The following is a 17048-nucleotide window of genomic DNA, read 5'->3' on the forward strand; positions in this document are numbered from 1 at the left end:
CGCCCCGGAAATGATAGTCTAAAGGCGATGCGAAACCGGGCAACCGCAGACGCATCGACAACGATCATTGGTCGGCGAGTCGCCGTTGGGTTCAAGTCCCTGGGACAGGATCGGTCACAAGCCCGGTCCTGTCTCTATTTCGGCGCATCGGGTCGCAGGGGGGCGGGATGAAGACGGCGCAAGGCCCCGTTTCCAGCACCCAATCCAGTCCGCATAGCGCCGCACCGACACCTGCGCCCGCACCCGCTGTCACGACCGGGCTGACCGGATTGCGCGGCGGTCTGTCGGGCGGCTCGCCCCTGCCCGCCGATCTGCGCAGCCGGATGGAATCGGGCTTTGGCACCTCATTCGCCGATGTGCGCGTCCATACCGGGGCCGCCGCCGCGCAAGCCACCGGGCAGCTGCGGGCCGAGGCCTTTGCCACCGGCCCCGACATCGCCTTTGCGCCGGGACGCTACCGGCCCGGATCGCAGGCGGGTCAGGGGCTGATCGCGCATGAGCTGGCCCATGTCCTGCAACAGCGCCGCTCGGGCGGGGGCGGGGCGGTGCAGGCGAAATCCTTGGTCTCGACCCCCGGCGACGCAGCCGAGACCGCCGCCGACAGCGCCGCGGCAACGGTGATGGCGGGCGGGCGGGCGCAGGTCGGCGCGGTCGGCCAATCGCTGCGCGGCCGGATCATGCGCCGGGCCATGGTGGGCATGGGGGCCTTGTCGCTGTCACCTGCGGCATCACTGGCCCCCGCCCGACCCGGAGCCGCAGCGCCCGGCGCGGGTCCGGTGCTGACGCCGATGATGACGGCGCAGGTCTCGGCGGCGGGGGGCGGGGTCACCGGCCTTGCCAAGGGCGCGACCAAACCCGGCGATCCCGTCCCCACCGCCAAGGCCCCCGATGACGCCCAGACCGCGCGCGGCGAAAACCCCGCCGAGGCCGCCGCCGCGCCCTCGGTCGCCATTGCCGGGGCACCTGCCGGAGCAGCCGCCGAACCCGAGGCCGCGCAGGGCGGCAAGAAAAAGGACAAGAAACCCAAGGGCGAACGCGATGACAAGGAGAAGGGTGCCGCAGCCGAGGAAGCCGCCGCCCCCGCCCGCATGGGCGGCGGGGGTGGGGGTGGGGGCACCAAGCGCTTTGGCCAGAATCTGGGCGACCGGGGCGAGGCCGCCGCCGATGAGGCCCGCGAGCGCCTGACCCATCGCGCCCATGCTCTGGAAACCAATGAGGGCGCAGGGACCCGGATCGGGGCGGCCCGTGCCGCCGCCGAACCCGCCCCCACCGCCGCCGATGCCGATGGCCAGCGCCAGCAGGCGGGAACCTTGGCCGAAGCCCCCGTGGCCGCCCCCGACACCGCCACCGCCGGGCAGAATGCCAAGGCCGCGCTGAACGGCGTCGCCCCCACCACCATCGAGGAACTGGACGATTTTTCCGGCCCCGCAGGTGCCGCGACCCGCGACGGTCTGGCGCAATCGGTCGCCTCTGAGGCGGCGGGACAGGCCACCCCGGTGCAGACCGCGATGGCCGCGGTGCGCAACCCACCGCCGGGCGCGGCCCCGCCCGCTGCCCTGCCGCAGCCCGACCCGATCCCCGCCCCCGCCAGCGCCGCCCCCGATCTGGCCGCCGCCAGCCCCGCGCCGGTCCCCGAGGAATCGCTGGATGCCAGCGAATTCAAGGACTCGGCCGATACCGCCTTGGCCGAACATGACGTGGATGACGCGACTTTGGCCCGCGCCGATGAAGGCCCGCTGCGCGAGATCGGGACCGACAAGACCAAGCTGAACGAAAACGTCGACGGCGCCGCGTCCGATGCCCGCGCGACTGAGTCCGCCGCCACCGGCACCGCAACCGCCGAACTGGCCGCCAGCGATGCCCAATCCGGTGAGGCCATGCAGGGTGGCCGCCATGCCGGACAACAGGCCGTCAGCGCCGAACAGCAGGCCACCCGCGGCACCGAGGAAACCGGCAGCCGGACGCTGGCCGAACAAATCAACGCGCTTTATTCCACCGCCGAGGGCGCGGTGAACGAAAAGCTGGCCTCGCTGGAAAGCGACGCCGTGCAGGCGTTCCGCGAAAAGCAGGGCGTGCGGGTCGAGGCATTCGCCACCAATGTCCGGGCCGAGCTTTCCGCCTTCAAAAGCCGCCGTTACCGGGGGGCGCGGGGCCTGTATCGGCGCGGGCGTGACTGGCTGCTGTCGATCAACAGCCTGCCCGAGGTCAAGGCGCTGTATGAGCGCAACCGCCAAGCCTATATCGCCGATATCGACGCGATGCTGTCCCAGATCAAGGACAGCATCCAGACCACCATCGATGGCTGCAAGACCACCCTGTCCGAGGCGCGGACCGCCATCGACCAGCTGGTCGCCAGCAACAAGGGCCAGCTGGACACGGAAGCACAGGCGGCACTGACCCGCGCCCGCCAGCAATTCGGCACGATGGAGGCCCGCATCGAATCCACCCGCCGCTCGGCCCTTGCCGCGCTGGACCGCGAGCGCGAGCGCGCTATCCGCGAGATGGACGCGAAACTGGCCGAGATTCAGGCCGAGAATGCCGGTCTGGTCGACCGCATCGCCGCGGCGATCAAGGCACTCGCGCAGCTTCTGGGGCAGTTCATGGCGCTGCTGGCGCGGGTCACGCGCATGGGGATCGGCACCTTCCTTGGCGCGGCGGGCAGTCAGGCGCGCGAGGGGGTCAGGAACAACCTGTGGGACCAGTTGCAGGAAGCCTTCAAGCAATGGTTCTTCAACAAGGTCCCCGGCTTGCAACTGATGATGAACCTGCCGCCGAACTGGCTGGAGATGATGGCCGTGCTGGCCACCAGCCTGATCGGGTTGCTGACCGAGAACCTGCCCGCGATGCTGCCTGCCATCGGCATTGCCGCGATGACATGGCTGGCGACGCAGCTGGCGCTGAAGCTGATCCCCGGCGCGGGCGCGATCATGGCGGTGATCGACGCGATTCGCGCGGCATGGGGGCTTGTGCAGTCGCTGTTTTCCGCTGCGGGGGCGTTTCTGGAATTCGTCATGCAGGTGGCGGCGCGCGGCAATGGCGCGGTGGCTTTCGCGCGGGCCCTAGCCCATGGCATTGTCGCGGCGGTCGATATGGTGCTGACCTTCCTTGGCGTCGATGCGCTGATCAAGCGGGTGCTGGGCGCGATCCTGCGGCCCTTCCAGCGCATCATCGCGCGGCTTCAGCAGCGTTTCCGCCAGTTCATGCAGCGCCGCCGCAGCCGCAGCGAAAGGGGTGGGCGCGACCGCAAGCGGCGGCGCGACGATGGCGACGACCGCGGCGGCGACGCCCATGCCCGGCGTTCTGCCCGTGACCGCGCCGACCGCGACCGCCGCGAGGGGGACCGCCGCCAGCGCGACCGCGAGCGCGGGCAGGACCCCCGCCGCAACCGCCAGACCGAGGCCGAACGCCGCCGCCGCCGCGAAGAGGACGAGGCCCGCCGCCGCCGCGAACGCCGGGACGAGGCGGTGCGGAATATCGGCCCCAGCGTCGACAGCCTGCTGGGGCGCGGCGTCTCGCGTCTGCGGCTGCGGGCGCAGCTGGGGCTGTGGCGGCTGCGCTACCGGCTGCGCAAGCTCTCGCTTGAGGATACCCGCGTGGTCGCCGGGAACAGCGACGACGTGACCGTGCGTCAGGTGCTGCGCGACAACCCCGAGGGCGTCTATCGCATGGTCCATGACATTGGCCGCGACCGTTTCCGCCGGGCCGAGGCGCGCAATGCCGCCCGTCCCGCCGCCCGGCGCGGTGCGCTGGATGTGCAGCCCGGCGACGATCCGACCCAGCTGGGCGCGAACCTGCAGAACCGCCCCGCCAGCGCCATCCCCCGCACCGCTGAAAATCCCGAACGCGCCGGCGGCGGCGTGCCGCTGCAGGTCGGCGGCACCACGGTTCCGGCGCAGCAGGGCTTTGGCCCCGCCGCCTCGCCCGCCGTGCAGCGCAACCTGAAGATCCCCGGACTGGGCTCCTACCCCGAGATCACCGCGCAACTGGCCGCCGAGGGGCTGCAGGGTCCCGCCGTCACGCAGGCCATCCAGCAGGCGCTGCGCACCGGGCAGGGCTCACCCACGATCATGCGGCTGATCGCGCTGATGTTCGGGCGCGAGGTGCTGCAATCGCAAAGCTCGGCCGCGACCTCGGTGCTGGCGCTGCAGGCGATGGGCGGGGGCGCGCCGACCGGGACGATCTTTGGCCAGCCCGGCGCGGGGCCGGTGCAGGGCACGCTGTTCGGCACCGAAAAGGTCGATCCCGAGATCGGCAAGGGCGACAATCGCCGCCATGTCGGCGGCGGCGTCGCGCCGTTTTCGCCGGTCGGGGCGGCGGCGGATCAGCGCCGGGCCGAGGCCGCCTTTGACAGCGACAATCCCAGCGCGCTGAACACCGATACCGACCGCGGACGGCGCGCACAGGCCGAGATGCTGCGCACGGTCGAACTGGTCTATCACGCCGTGCTGCAGATGGAGTTTCGCGACACCACCGGGCTGCGGCGCGAAATCCTGCGGCTGTTCGACATGTTCGACCGCGCCTCGGGGGTGCGGGGATGACGAGATTCCTTGCCGCCATCGGCCCGATGGGCCAGCCGCCGACCACAGCATGGCTGCTGTTTCCGGGCGACCCGGAACAACCCGCCGTCATGGCCCCCAGCCTGACCTCGGCGCTGCCGGAACTGCACCGGATCGCGCGCGGCGGTGCCATCGTGGTCGAACCGGCACTGGCGGCACGCGGCGCGGCCTGCGGGCTGTCGGTGGGGACGTGGCATGAGGACGCGCGGGCCGATTTCACCGCCATCGCGCTGGACATCGCGGGCCGCGCCAGCTTCTCGCGCATCGACGATTCCGCGCTGATCCTGCGCTTCTGCCGGGCGGCGGCGGGCTTTGCCGCACGTCCCCCCGCGCGGGGGCAGCACGGCCCGGTCTTGGTCATCGACGGGCCGGGGCTGGTGCTGCCGGACCGGCCGGGCAAGATCGACGGACTGTCGGTGCAGTTCAGCCCCGGCGAAGCAGCGGTGATTGACGCGCTAAGGCGCTCTGTCGGGCTGGACCGCGTGCCCCAGCCCTTCCGCCTGCGTGACGATGACAAGCTGCCGGTGTCGGAGGCGGAACTGATCCTGCTGACCGATACGCTGCTGGCCGTGACGCAGGCCTAGCGATGCGCAACCTGCGGGAAGTCGGCGGGCGTCAGGGCGATATCGGCGATGGTGCAGGCCCCCAAGGCGGCCAGAAACCCCTCCAACGCCTGCTGAAGCGGCGCGATCAGGCGGCAACTGCCGGTGATGACGCATTGGTTGCCGGTGCGCATGCATTCGACCAGCCCGAAATCCCCCTCCAGATGGCGGACCACCGCGCCGACGCTGATCTGGCCTGCCTCGCGCGCCAGCCTGAGCCCGCCCGAGCGTCCACGCTGCGCGGTCAGGAACTGACCCCGCGTCAGCGCATTCACCACCTTCATCACCGTGCTGCGCGGCAGGCGGTAGACGGCAACGATCTCATCAATCGTGAACAGCCGGTTGCAGGTCGCCGCAAAGATCATGATCCGCAACGCGATGTCGGTGCTGTCGTTCAGCCTCATCTTCATGCCCCCGGGGCCGCGGGACAGAATGTCGCAGCCCAATAAGATACCTTTTAATGGAATCTTTTCTCGAATGCATTAGATTCCTGTCAAAGAACTAGCCGAACGTCAGGAGGACGTCATGCCGAAAGCCCTTTCCGAAGATACCCTGAAGCTGATCGAGGCCACCGCCCCGGTCGTCGCCGCGCATGTCGACCAGATCGTGCCTGCCATGTATCGCCGCCTGCTGGCCGATCCCGAAATCCGGGCGCTGTTCAACATGTCCCACCAGCAGGGCAATTCGCCCCAGCACAAGGCGCTGGCGGGCGCGCTGGTCGCCTATGCCACCCATATCCGCAACCCGGCCGTGCTGGGCACCGCGATCGAGCGCATCGCCCAGAAACATGTCGGCCTGCAGATCCTGCCCGAGCATTACCCGCATGTCGCGACCGCGCTGCTGGGCGCCGTGTCCGAGGTGCTGGGCGATGCCGCGACCCCCGATATCCTAGCCGCCTGGGGCGAGGCCTATTGGTTTTTGGCCGATGTGCTGATCGGGCGCGAGGAACAGATCTATTCCGCATCCGAGGCCACGCAAGGCGGCTGGCGCGGCTGGCGGCGCTTCAAGGTGGCCGCGAAAACCGTGGAAACGCCCGAAATCACCTCGTTCCGGTTGCAGCCGGTCGATGGCGGCCCGGTCGCCACCCATCGCCCCGGCCAATATCTGAGCTTTCGTTTCCAGCCCGAAGGCACCGATGAATTCCGCCGCAACTACTCGATTTCCTCGGCCCCGAACGGGCGCGACTACCGCATCACCGTCAAGCGCGAGCCGGGCGGGCGTATCTCGAACTGGCTGCATGATGATGTGGCCTTGGGCGCGGAATTCGATGTCTCGGCACCGGCAGGCGAGTTCTTCCTTGATCCGACCGGCAAGCGCGAGGTCGTGCTGCTGTCCGGCGGAGTCGGCCTGACGCCGATGATCTCGATGCTGGAAAGCCATGGCGGCGGCGATCTGCGGATGGTCTATGTCCATGCCACCCGCGACGCCCGCCACCACGCCATGCGCGAGCGCCATCATGAACTGGCCCATGAAAGCCATGTCTTCTATGAGACGCCCGATGGGGCGCTGACCGGGAATGCCCGCGCCGGGCGGGTCAACCCGGACTGGCTGGCCAGCGTCAGCGATCCGCGCATTGCCGATTACTTCATCTGCGGCCCGACCGGCTTCATGGAGGCGATGATCCGCGGGTTGCGCGCCGCCAACGTCCCCGATGACCGGATTCATTACGAATATTTCGGCCCGGCCTCGGCCCAGCTGGGCTGAACCGTCAAGGGCGGGCGGGGGTCACTTCCCCCGCTCGGCCAGCAGACCCAGAAACGTGCCGCCGACGATCAGCGCCGCGCCGCCAAGGCGTAGCGCCGTGACCGGCTCGGCCAGCAACAGGGCGGCCAGCACAAAGCCAAAGATCGGCTCGGTCCCCATCAGCAGCGCGACGCGGGTCGGGCTGGCGCGGCGCAGCGCGGCGTTCTGCACATAGAATGCCCCCAGCGTGCAGAACAGCACCAGAAAACCCAGCGCCGCCCAGAAACCGGCCCCGCCGCTGATGCCCAAACCGGTCCCACCCGCCAGCAGCACCATGCCCGACGCCAGCGTCACCGCGCCCGCCTGCAGCGCGGTCAGCGCCGCCGAACTCAGCGCCGTTCCGGCAATGACCCGCCGCGTCGCCACCACCATCACCGCGCGCAGCCCCGCCGCGGCCAGCACCAGCAGATCGCCCGTCCCCAGCGCGCCCGCGCCCCCGGCCAACACGCCCACCCCCGCGACCGCGATGCCCGCGCCAAGGATGACGCCCGCAGGCGGCAGCCGCCTTTGCTGCCCGAAATCCAGAAACGGCACCATCACCGTGCAAAGCGAGATGATCAGTGCCGCGTTCGAGGCCGACCCCAGCGCGATGCCCCATGTCTCGGCCAGAAATATCCCGAACAGCACCAGCCCGGTCGCAGCCCCGGCCAGCCGGTCGCGCCGCGGCGCCGCCGCCAGATCGCGCCATGCCACGCCCGCCATGACCAGTGCCGTCGCCAGAAACCGCAGAAAGATCAGCGTGATCACTGGCGCATGGGCCAGCGCGCCCTTGGCGACCGGGTAGCTGGCCCCCCAGACCAGCGCCACACCCAGCACCGCCAATTCCGCCCCCAAGGCCCCGCGCCGCGTGCCCGCCCCGATATCCGTCGCCGTCATTGCCGTCATTCCCCTGTCAGTCGCAGGGCCGGGATCGCATGGGCCGGCGCGGCCGGGATAGAACGAAAGCGCGGTCCTCAGCCGCGGGCGTAAACACCGGGCGTCACCCCAAGGATGGCGCGGAAATGCCGGGTCAGGTGGCTTTGATCGGCAAAGCCGGTGGCGACTGCGACCTCGGCCGGGGGCATGCCCTGCGCCAGCAACCGCCTTGCCCGCGCGATGCGCTGCTGGATCTGCCAGGCATGGGGCGGCAACCCGGTCTGGCGACGAAACGCCTCGATCGTCTGGCGGCGGCGCAGGCCCGCGATTTCCGCCAGACGCGCCAGCGGCACGTTGTCCTCGGCATGGGTGGCCAGATATTCGACCGCATCCGCAATCCGTCCGCTGGGACCGGGCCGCCGCGCGGGCAATGCCGCCGGGGCCAGCTGCGCCAGCACCGCGCGCAGCAGCGCGTCCAGCGCCTGATCGCGGGCCAACGCCTCGCCGCCATGCAGCACCCGGTGCAGCGCCGACAGCTGTCGTGCAAGATTTGGCCGGGCATGGAAGGCCGCCGCGAAATCCAGCACCGCAGGGCCCGACCCATCCGCCACATCCGCGAGCAGTTCCGCCAGCGCAGGCTCGGAGAGATACACCATGCGCTGGTGCCAGCCCCGATCATCCGCCGCGCCGCCGTGATGGATGTCGCCGGGCCGCATGGTGACCACGGTGCCGGCCGGGGCAAGATGCATCTCGCCGCGACACCAGACGGCATGGGTCCCGGCATCGATCACGCCAAGGATGTATTCATCATGCGCATGGGGCCGGAAATTCTGCCGCAGGTAGCGGGCCGACAGCGTCTCGATCCCCGGCAAGTCCTGATGCCGCGCCATGCTGGCGCGGTCGGTCATATCCGAAGCAGAGGGCGAATTCGCGGTCGTCATGCCTTGACATTATCGACCTGCGGCGGCTCTGCACACGCCAGAATTGGCGGAAGGGAAGAACCATTGATGAATCTGGATAATCTGGAAAATTTTCTGGGTCAGGTCGGCGGCATTGTCTGGGGCCCGTATCTGCTGATCCCGCTGCTGCTGGGGACCGGACTTTACCTGACCCTGCGGCTGGGCGGCATCCAGCTGCTGCAACTGGGCGCGGCTTTGCGCCTTGGCCTGCTCAAGCGCAAGGATGACGATGCCGAGGGCGACATCTCTCAGTTTCAGGCGCTGACCACCGCGATGGCCGCGACCGTCGGCACCGGCAATATCGTCGGCGTCGCCACCGCCATCGGCGTCGGCGGCCCCGGCGCGCTGTTCTGGATGTGGGTGACCGCGATCCTTGGCATGGCCTCGAAATATTCCGAGGCGTTTCTGGCCGTGCGCTTCCGCACCACCGACGAGGTCGGCGAAAAGAACGGCGGCCCGCAATATTACCTTGAGCGCGGCATTCCCGGCATCTTCGGCAAGGTGCTGGCCCTGTCCTTCGCCGTTTTCGCGGTCTGTGCCTGCTTCGGCATCGGCAACATGACCCAGGGCAACTCGATCGCCTCGAACCTGCAAAGCAGCTTCGCAATCCCGCATTGGATCACCGGCGCGGTGCTGGCGGCGCTGACGCTGGTCGTGCTGGTCGGCGGCATCAAGTCGATCGGCAAGGTGACGGCGGGCCTCGTGCCGGTGATGATCGTGTTCTACGTTCTGGGGGCGCTTTACATCCTGCTGGTGAACATCACCGCCGTCCCGACAGCCTTTGCCCAGATCTTTGCCCAGGCCTTTACCGGCACCTCGGCAGTGGGCGGCTTTCTTGGCTCGACCATCATGATCGCAGTGCGCTACGGCGTGGCGCGCGGCATCTTTTCCAATGAATCCGGCATGGGTTCGGCGGCGATCGCGGCGGCTTCGGCCCAGACCACCCATCCGGTGCGCCAGGGGCTGGTGTCGATGACCCAGACCTTTATCGACACGATCATCGTGGTGTCCTGCACCGGTCTGGTCATCATCACCACCGGCGTCTGGAACGAAGTCGATGCGACGGGGCAGCAGATCTCGGCCTCGATCATGACGGGTCAGGCCTTCAGCCACGGGCTGCCGGGGCATTGGGGCCATTGGATCGTGACCATCGGTCTGGTGATGTTCGCCTATTCGACCATCCTTGGCTGGGCCTATTACGGCGAACGCAACGTCGAGCGCCTGCTGGGCCACCGCGCCGTCATGCCCTTCCGCGTGCTGTTCTCGCTGGTGGTCTATTTCGGCTGCACGATGCAACTGGGCGTGGTCTGGAACTTCTCGGACGTGATGAACGGGCTGATGGCGATTCCGAACCTGATCGGTCTGCTGATCCTGTCCGGCCTGATCGCGCGCGAGACGCGGCACTACCTGAAGCATGACCCGAAACTGGAAGCCAACCGCGCCCAGATCGAAGCCTTCATGGCCGGTGAGCCCGGCTGGGAGGAATGGAAAGTCAGCGAGCGCGCCCGCTGATCCCCGTGGCCGGGGCGCGCGACTGCGACGCCCCGGCTATCCCTTGGTTTAGTCGCTCCAGCCGATCCGACAATTTTCCGCGCCCGCGCTTCGGTCCATCCTGCCCCTGTCCCGCGACAGGAGGATGCCATGAACGCGCCCACCGCCCTTGACTCTGCCGCCACCATGCCCACCCGCTTCATCGAGGCCAAGGGCCGCACCCTGGCCTACCGCGAGATCGGCTCGGGCCCGCCTTTGATCCTGTGCGTGCGCTTTCGTGGCATCCTCGACAGTTGGGACCCGGCCTTTCTTGACGCGCTGGCGCAAAGCTTCCGGGTCATCACCTTTGACTATTCCGGCCTCGGCCAGTCGACGGGCAGCGCCAGCTACCGGCCCGAAAGGCTGGCGGCGGATGCCATCGACCTTGCCGATGCGCTGGGGATTGCGGAATTCGTCATTGGCGGCTGGTCGCTGGGCGGGCTGGCCGCGCAGGTGGTGACGGTGCAGGTGCCCGACCGGGTGACGCATCTGGTGCTGATCGGCACCTGCCCCCCAGGTCCGCTCGATCCGCCTTCGGAACCGATCTTCCTGCAGACCGCGCTGAAGCCGATCAACGATCTTGCCGATGAGACCATCCTGTTCTTCGAACCCGAATCCGCCGCCAGCCGCGCGGCGGCGGCGCTGTCCCATGACCGGATCAATGCGCGTTCATCCGACCGCAGCCCGCCGATCCCGCCCGAGACCTATCTGGCCTTGCTGCAGGACCGCGCCGGGCAGGACATCTTTGCCGACACGGCCGGTTACGCGGATTTTCTGGCCACCTGCGGCATCCCGATCCTTGTCATCACCGGCGATCATGAAATCGTCTTTCCCGCGCCGAACTGGTTCCGGCTGAACCGGGTCTGGAAAAGCCTGCATCTGCTGGTCCTGCCGCAGATGGGTCATGGCCCCCAGCACGAGGTTCCCGACATGGCCGCCGACCTGATCGCCAGTTTCGTGAAGAACCGCGCCAAGCGCTAAGGAGACCCCATGTCCAACACCATCATGCTGATCCACGGCGCCTGGCTGAACTCGCAAAGCTGGGAGCATTTCAAGGCCCGCTATCAGGCGGCGGGCTTTACCGTCATCGCCCCGGACTGGCCCTATGACGACCGCCCGCCCGCGGAACTGCGCGCGCAGCCCAAGGCCGAACTGGCCAGTCTGAGCCAGCGCCAGATCGTCGATTCCTATGCCGCCAAGATCGCGGCTCTGGCCGAGGAGCCGATCCTGATCGGCCATTCGCTGGGCGGCGTCATCGTCCAGCACCTGCTGGATCGCGGGCTTGGCGTCGCGGGCGTGTCCATCGATCCGGCGCCGACGCCGGGCGTGCCGCTTTATCCCCAGGCCATCCGCTCGGCTTTGCCGGTGTTCATCGACCCGTTCAGCTGGCGCAAGGCCAAGGTGATGTCGCGCGGCTTCTTTGCCAGCCGCTTTGCCCAGACCGCGCCCCGCGATCAGGTCGATGCGCTTTACGCCCGCTACATCGTGCCGACACCGGGCCGGGTCTATTGGAACGGCGTGGTCAACCCGATGAAAATCCGCTGGGACAATCCCGCCCGCGCGCCCCTGCTGATGATCGGCGGCGAACTGGACCTGATTGCGGACGCCAAGATGACCGAGGCCATCTATCGCAAGCAAAGCGCCGCGCCATCCCGCACCGATCTGCGGATCTTTCCCGGCCGCTCGCACTGGACCTGCATGGATGAGGGCTGGGAAAAGGTCGCCGATGCGGCGCTGGACTGGGCCACGGCCAATGCCCGCCCCGCCCGTCAGCCCAAGGGCGCAAGGGTCGCCTGACCCCTACCCCGCCAGCGGCAGTTCGAAGTGAAAGACCGCGCCCCCGCCCGGCGCGGTTTCGGCCCAGATGCGGCCGCCATGCGCCTCGATGCAGCTTTTGCAGATGGCCAGACCCATGCCCATCCCGCCCTCGCGCGTGGAATAGAAGGGCTGGAATATCGTCTGCAACCGCTCGGGCGCGATGCCCGGTCCCTTGTCGCGGATCGCGACCCCGATGCCGCCCGGCACCGGGCGCAGGGCAATGGTCAGGTCGCGCTGGCCGGGCGCGTCCTCCATCGCCTGCGCGGCGTTCATCATCAGATTGACCATCACCTGCTGGATATTCACCCGGTCGGCCATGACCGGAGCCAGCCCCTCGGGCGCGTCGATATGGGTCGAGACGCCATGCGCGCGCAATTCGCGTTCGATCAGCGTCACCGAATCCCGCGCGATTTCCGTCATGTCCTGCGGCGCGGCCTTTTGCGAGGCATTGCTGAGGAAGGCGCGGGTCTGCTCGACCACCACCCGCGCGCGGCTGGCGGCGGCGACGACATTGCCGATGGCCTCGCGCGCTTCCGGCAGGTCGGGCGTGTCGCGGCCCAGCCAGCGAAGGGCGGCCTCGGCGCTGGACATGATCGCGGCAAGGGGGGAATTCACCTCATGCGCGATCGAGGCGGTCAGCGCGCCCATGGTGCTGACCCGCATGGCACGAGCCAGATCCTGTTCGGCCTGCGCCAGCAGCGCCTGCGTCGTCTTGTAGGCAGTGATGTCCAGATCGCTGACCAGAATATCCTCGAATTCGCGGTGGTTTACAGGCAGGCCCGCGTTGAACAGCGTGTCGACCTCTTGCCCGTCGGGCATGGTGATATGGGTTTCCGAGCGATAGAAACTGTCGCCATTGGCGAAGGCCACCAGCCATTGCACAAAGGTCTGGTCGGTATCGGGCAGCAGATTGTCCAGCGAGCCCAGAAGCTGTTCCTTGCTGTCCGCCCCCGCGCGCAGCACCGCGAAATCGTTCACGTCCTTGATGATGACCCCGCGCCGGATCGCGCGCAGCTGGTCGGGATGGGCGGCGAAATGGGACTGCATGTCGCGCACCCCCTGCCCCAGCAGCTCCAGCACCGCATCGCGGGCATGCGACCAGTCCTCGCGCCAAAGCGAAATGCCGCTGCGCTGAAACAGCGTGTCGTTCCAGCGCCGGCTGTCTTCCAGCGCCTGTTGCAACGCGGCGATGCGGCGGCGATGCGTGGCAATGGCCAGGGCGGCCAGCCCGATGGCAAGGGCGCAGATCAGGCTGGTGGCGATGGTCAGATGCAGCCCGTCCGCGACCAGCAGCCCCAAGGCCAGCACCGGCAGCGACGCCACCCCCAGAAACAGCCAGTCCTGCCCGGTCCAGCGCGCGGCCTGCGCCGCCGGTCCCTTTTGCCCGGCCCAGCCCGGCATGCCATCGGGGGCAAGATTGCGCCGGGGCGCGGCATGGTCGCCCGTCGGCCAGAGGGTGAAAACCTGACGCATCGACTGGCCCCCATGCACCGCCAAGGGACGGAAATTTCGCGGCTGAACCTAAGTATAATTGCCTGCCGCGCCATTCGACAACAGTTTTGGAATCAGGCCCTTGGCACATGATTGCCCGCAACGGCCGGTCGCAAGCTTGGGGAAGCGGGCGGCCGCGGCCTTGGCGACTGTCCGGGGCCGATTGGAAAGGGGCAAAGTGGGGCAGATGGACCAAGGTCCGCATATAGCCATCGTCGATGACGACGATGCGATCCGGCGTGGCCTGTCCAGCCTGCTGCGCGCGCAAGATTTCCGCGTCGCCCTGTTCGACAGCGCCGAGACCTTTCTGGACAGCCTGCGCATCGGCCTGCCGCAATGCCTGCTGACCGACATCCAGCTGCCGGGCCTGAGCGGGCTGGACCTGCAATTCCGGCTGCGCGCCGAACACCCCGCCCTGCCGGTGCTGGTGATGACCGCCTATCCCGAAACCAGCCTGCGCGATCAGGCGCTGGCGGCGGGGGCTGTCTGTTTCCTGAGCAAACCCTTTGACGACCGCGACTTGCTGCGCTGCCTGCGCCGCGCCGTCGGGGGCGCGGGCCGAAATTGATGTGACTTTATCGGCCGTTGCCCTTATCGTCTGACCCCGGAAGCCGACGGGGAACGGATGTCACAGCAGCTTTCGGCAGTCCATGTCATCGACGATGACGCGCAGCTTTGCGCCGGGATCGACTCGCTTCTGCGCTCGGTCGGGCTGGCCTGCCACAGCTATCCCGGCCCGGATGCGTTTCTGGCGGCCAGCCTGCCGCAGGTCGCCTCCTGCCTGCTGCTGGATGTGCGGCTGCGCGGCGAAAGCGGGCTGGATTTCCAGACCCGGCTGGAACGGCTGGGGATCGGCCTGCCGGTGATCGTGATGACCGGCCATGCCGATGTGCCGATGTCGGTGCGCGCGATGAAGGCCGGCGCGGTCGATTTCCTGACCAAGCCCTTTCGCGATCAGGACCTGCTGGATGCGGTCAGCGCCGCCATCGCCCGCGACCGCCTGCGCCGCGAGGCCGCAGCCGAACATACCGCCCTGACCGCCCGCTTCGACGCCCTGTCCGAGCGTGAGCGGCAGGTGATGGAACTGGTCACGGCGGGCCTGCTGAACAAGCAGGCCGCGCATCGGCTGGGTCTAAGCGAGATCACGGTGAAGCTTTACCGCGCCTCGGCCATGAAGAAGATGGAGGCGCGGACACTGGCCGATCTGGTGCGGATGGCCGGGCGGCTGGGCATCGGGGATTAATGCGGAAAGATCAGCGCCTTGTCGGGGTCGAAGCCGATTTCGACATGCTCGCCGGGCGTCAGGTCGGAATGCCCCGGCGCGCTGCAGCGCAGATAGGAGGCATGGCCGGGCAGCTTCAGTTCGATGACGTTTTCGCGGCCAAGATTCAGCACGCGCAGCACATGCGCCTGACCCGAGGACCGGGTGCCGCGCCGCGCCGCCAGATGTTCGGGGCGGAATGCGGCATGGACGCGCGTGCCCTCGACCACGCCGGGCACCGGCAGGTCACCGATCGGCGTGCCGACATGGCCCTGCAGCACCCGGCCGGAAAACACGTTCAGTTCTGACAGGAACCCGGCCACCGCCAGATCGACCGGGCGGTGATACAGGTCCAGCGGCGCGCCTTCCTGCAGGATGCGACCCTCGCGCATGATGGCGATGCGGTCGGCCATCATCATCGCCTCATCGGGGTCATGGGTGACCAGCACCACCGCCGCCCCAGCCTCGCGCAGCAGGTCCAGCGCCAGTTCGCGCATCTCGACCCGCAGCCGCTGGTCGAGGCTGGAGAAGGGTTCATCCAGCAGCATGACGCGGGGCTGCGTGGCCAGCGCACGGATCAGCGCGATGCGCTGCTGTTCGCCGCCCGAAAGCTGATGGGGGTATTTGTCGGCATGTCCGGGCAGGCCCACACGTTCAAGCAGATGCCCGATCTGCGCCGCGCCGCGCCCGCTGCGCGGCAGGCCAAAGCCGACATTCTGCGCGATGGTCATATGCGGAAACAACGCCAGATCCTGAAACACCATGCCCACGGGCCGCTTTTCCGGCGGAACGTCCGTGCGGGCATCGGCAACCACTTGTCCGGCAATGCTGATCTGGCCCGCATCCACCCGCTCGATCCCGGCAATCATCCGCAAGGTCGTGGACTTGCCGCAGCCGGATGGACCTAACAAACATGTGACCTCGCCCGGCCAGACGGTCAGCGAGACACCCTGCACACCCGACGATCCGGCAAAGCGGCGTTCGACCGCGTTGATCTCCAGCATGGGCTGGCCGCGCACATGACGCCCGACCGGCCTCTCGCCCAGAAAATCGGTATGTTCCACGCGGTTCTTCCCTCGTCCTGGCATCTGGCTTGGACCATTAAGTAATCTTTACTTATTCTCTTGGGATAATAGAAGCGTATTAGTCAAAAACGGAGGACGTGGAATGCAGACGAGACTTCTGGGACTGCTGGGTGCGGCATTTCTTGCGCAGGCAGCCGCCGGGGCCGCCGGCGCCGAAGAGCTGAACCTATACACGACGCGCGAACCCAAGCTGGTCGAGCCGTTGCTGGAAACCTTCACCAAGGATACCGGCATCAAGGTCAACACGATCTTCCTGAAAGACGGCCTGCCCGAGCGTGTGGAACAAGAGGGCGCGGCATCCCCCGCCGATGTGCTGATGACCGTGGATATCGGCAATCTGGTCGATCTGGTCGATCGCGGCCTGACCCAGCCGGTCGATTCCGAGGCGCTGAAGGCCGCGATCCCGGAAAACCTGCGCGACAAGGACGGCAACTGGTTCGCCCTGTCGCTGCGCGCCCGCGCGCTTTACGCGGCCAAGGATCTGGACCTGTCCAGCTTCACCTATGAGGATCTGGCCAAGCCCGAATGGAAGGGCAAGGTCTGCATCCGTTCCGGCCAGCACCCCTATAACGTCGCGCTGACGGCGGCCTATATCACCCATCACGGCGCCGATGACACCAAGGCGTGGCTGGAAGGCGTCAAGGGCAACCTCGCCCGCAAGGCCGGTGGCGGCGACCGCGACGTGGCCCGCGACATCATGGGCGGCATCTGCGATATCGGCATCGCCAACACCTATTACGTCGGTCTGATGCGCAGCGGCGCTGGCGGCCCCGAGCAGGAAGAATGGGCCAAGGCGATCAAGCTGGTCCTGCCGACCTTTGCCGATGGCGGCACGCAGGTGAACGTCTCGGGCGCGGCAGTGGCGAAAAACGCCCCGAACAAGGATCAGGCGGTCAAGCTGCTGGAGTTCCTCGTCTCGGATGAGGCGCAAAAGATCTATGCCGAGGCCAATTTCGAATATCCGGTGAAACCCGGCATCCCGGTCAGCCCGCTGGTCGGCGAATTCGGTGAACTCAAGGTGGACGCCACCGACCTGACCGCCATTGCGCGCGAACGCAAGGCCGCCAGCGAATTGGCGGAAGCCGTCGGCTTCGACAACTGATCCGTCGCAAGACCGATATATCGCGCCCCCCGACCCGTCGCGGGGG

General features: G+C 68.0%; 14 protein-coding genes. 9 read left to right on the top strand and 5 right to left on the bottom strand.

The features are described 5' to 3' along the window. The first annotated feature begins 167 nt into the window (after positions 1-167). Positions 168-4538 (top strand): DUF4157 domain-containing protein, encoded by a 4371-nt coding sequence (locus IB235_RS09175; protein WP_192336463.1) that lies wholly within the window; start codon positions 168-170, stop codon positions 4536-4538. Beyond that, the gene (locus tag IB235_RS09180) at positions 4535-5140 is read left to right on the top strand and encodes a hypothetical protein (RefSeq protein ID WP_192336464.1); all 606 of its coding nucleotides are present in this window, start codon (positions 4535-4537) and stop codon (positions 5138-5140) included. The genes IB235_RS09175 and IB235_RS09180 overlap by 4 nt, the downstream gene beginning before the upstream one ends. On the opposite strand, the gene IB235_RS09185 is transcribed toward IB235_RS09180, so the two are convergent. After that, positions 5137-5562, bottom strand: a complete 426-nt coding sequence (locus tag IB235_RS09185; protein WP_192336465.1) for an Rrf2 family transcriptional regulator — start codon at positions 5560-5562, stop codon at positions 5137-5139. The genes IB235_RS09180 and IB235_RS09185 overlap by 4 nt on opposite strands. Positions 5563-5683: 121 nt before the next feature. On the opposite strand from IB235_RS09185, the gene hmpA reads away from it, so the two are divergent. Continuing rightward, positions 5684-6862 (top strand): NO-inducible flavohemoprotein, encoded by a 1179-nt coding sequence (hmpA, locus tag IB235_RS09190; RefSeq protein WP_192336466.1) that lies wholly within the window; start codon positions 5684-5686, stop codon positions 6860-6862. A 21-nt stretch (positions 6863-6883) separates the two neighbouring features. Here the strand turns inward: hmpA and IB235_RS09195 are convergent, their stop codons facing one another. Further along, the gene (locus IB235_RS09195) at positions 6884-7786 is read right to left on the bottom strand and encodes a DMT family transporter (RefSeq protein ID WP_192336467.1); all 903 of its coding nucleotides are present in this window, start codon (positions 7784-7786) and stop codon (positions 6884-6886) included. 68 nt (positions 7787-7854) lie between these two features. Continuing rightward, positions 7855-8697, bottom strand: a complete 843-nt coding sequence (locus IB235_RS09200) for an AraC family transcriptional regulator (protein WP_225612135.1) — start codon at positions 8695-8697, stop codon at positions 7855-7857. A 66-nt stretch (positions 8698-8763) separates the two neighbouring features. Between IB235_RS09200 and IB235_RS09205 the strand changes: the two genes are divergently transcribed. The 3 genes from IB235_RS09205 to IB235_RS09215 all read left to right on the top strand — a co-directional run bounded on the left by IB235_RS09205 (position 8764) and on the right by IB235_RS09215 (position 12042). Next, positions 8764-10227 (top strand): sodium:alanine symporter family protein, encoded by a 1464-nt coding sequence (locus IB235_RS09205; protein WP_192336468.1) that lies wholly within the window; start codon positions 8764-8766, stop codon positions 10225-10227. Between the two features lie 129 nt (positions 10228-10356). Continuing rightward, positions 10357-11226, top strand: a complete 870-nt coding sequence (locus IB235_RS09210; protein WP_192336469.1) for an alpha/beta fold hydrolase — start codon at positions 10357-10359, stop codon at positions 11224-11226. A 9-nt stretch (positions 11227-11235) separates the two neighbouring features. After that, on the top strand, positions 11236-12042 hold the full coding sequence (locus tag IB235_RS09215) for an alpha/beta hydrolase (protein ID WP_192336470.1): 807 nt from the start codon (positions 11236-11238) through the stop codon (positions 12040-12042). Positions 12043-12045: 3 nt separating this feature from the next. On the opposite strand, the gene IB235_RS09220 is transcribed toward IB235_RS09215, so the two are convergent. Continuing rightward, positions 12046-13536: a sensor histidine kinase gene (locus IB235_RS09220; RefSeq protein ID WP_192336471.1), complete on the bottom strand. Its 1491-nt coding sequence runs from the start codon at positions 13534-13536 to the stop codon at positions 12046-12048. 205 nt (positions 13537-13741) lie between these two features. Between IB235_RS09220 and IB235_RS09225 the strand changes: the two genes are divergently transcribed. Both IB235_RS09225 and IB235_RS09230 read left to right on the top strand, forming a co-directional pair. Then, the gene (locus IB235_RS09225) at positions 13742-14122 is read left to right on the top strand and encodes a response regulator transcription factor (RefSeq protein WP_155039425.1); all 381 of its coding nucleotides are present in this window, start codon (positions 13742-13744) and stop codon (positions 14120-14122) included. Positions 14123-14179: 57 nt separating this feature from the next. Beyond that, positions 14180-14797 carry a response regulator transcription factor gene (locus tag IB235_RS09230; RefSeq protein ID WP_155039426.1) on the top strand — a complete coding sequence of 206 codons (618 nt, stop codon included), beginning with the start codon at positions 14180-14182 and terminating at the stop codon, positions 14795-14797. Here IB235_RS09230 and IB235_RS09235 read toward each other — a convergent pair. Next, entirely contained in the window at positions 14794-15879 is a 1086-nt protein-coding gene (locus IB235_RS09235; protein WP_370576859.1) for an ABC transporter ATP-binding protein, read from the bottom strand. The genes IB235_RS09230 and IB235_RS09235 overlap by 4 nt on opposite strands. Positions 15880-15982: 103 nt before the next feature. Here IB235_RS09235 and IB235_RS09240 point away from each other — a divergent pair, with 103 nt between their 5' ends. Beyond that, positions 15983-17002 (top strand): Fe(3+) ABC transporter substrate-binding protein, encoded by a 1020-nt coding sequence (locus IB235_RS09240; RefSeq protein ID WP_155039428.1) that lies wholly within the window; start codon positions 15983-15985, stop codon positions 17000-17002. Positions 17003-17048: the final 46 nt, after the last annotated feature.

Origin of the sequence: Paracoccus sp. PAR01 (assembly GCF_014851995.1) — a bacterium.
In the GTDB taxonomy this organism is placed as follows: domain Bacteria; phylum Pseudomonadota; class Alphaproteobacteria; order Rhodobacterales; family Rhodobacteraceae; genus Paracoccus; species Paracoccus litorisediminis.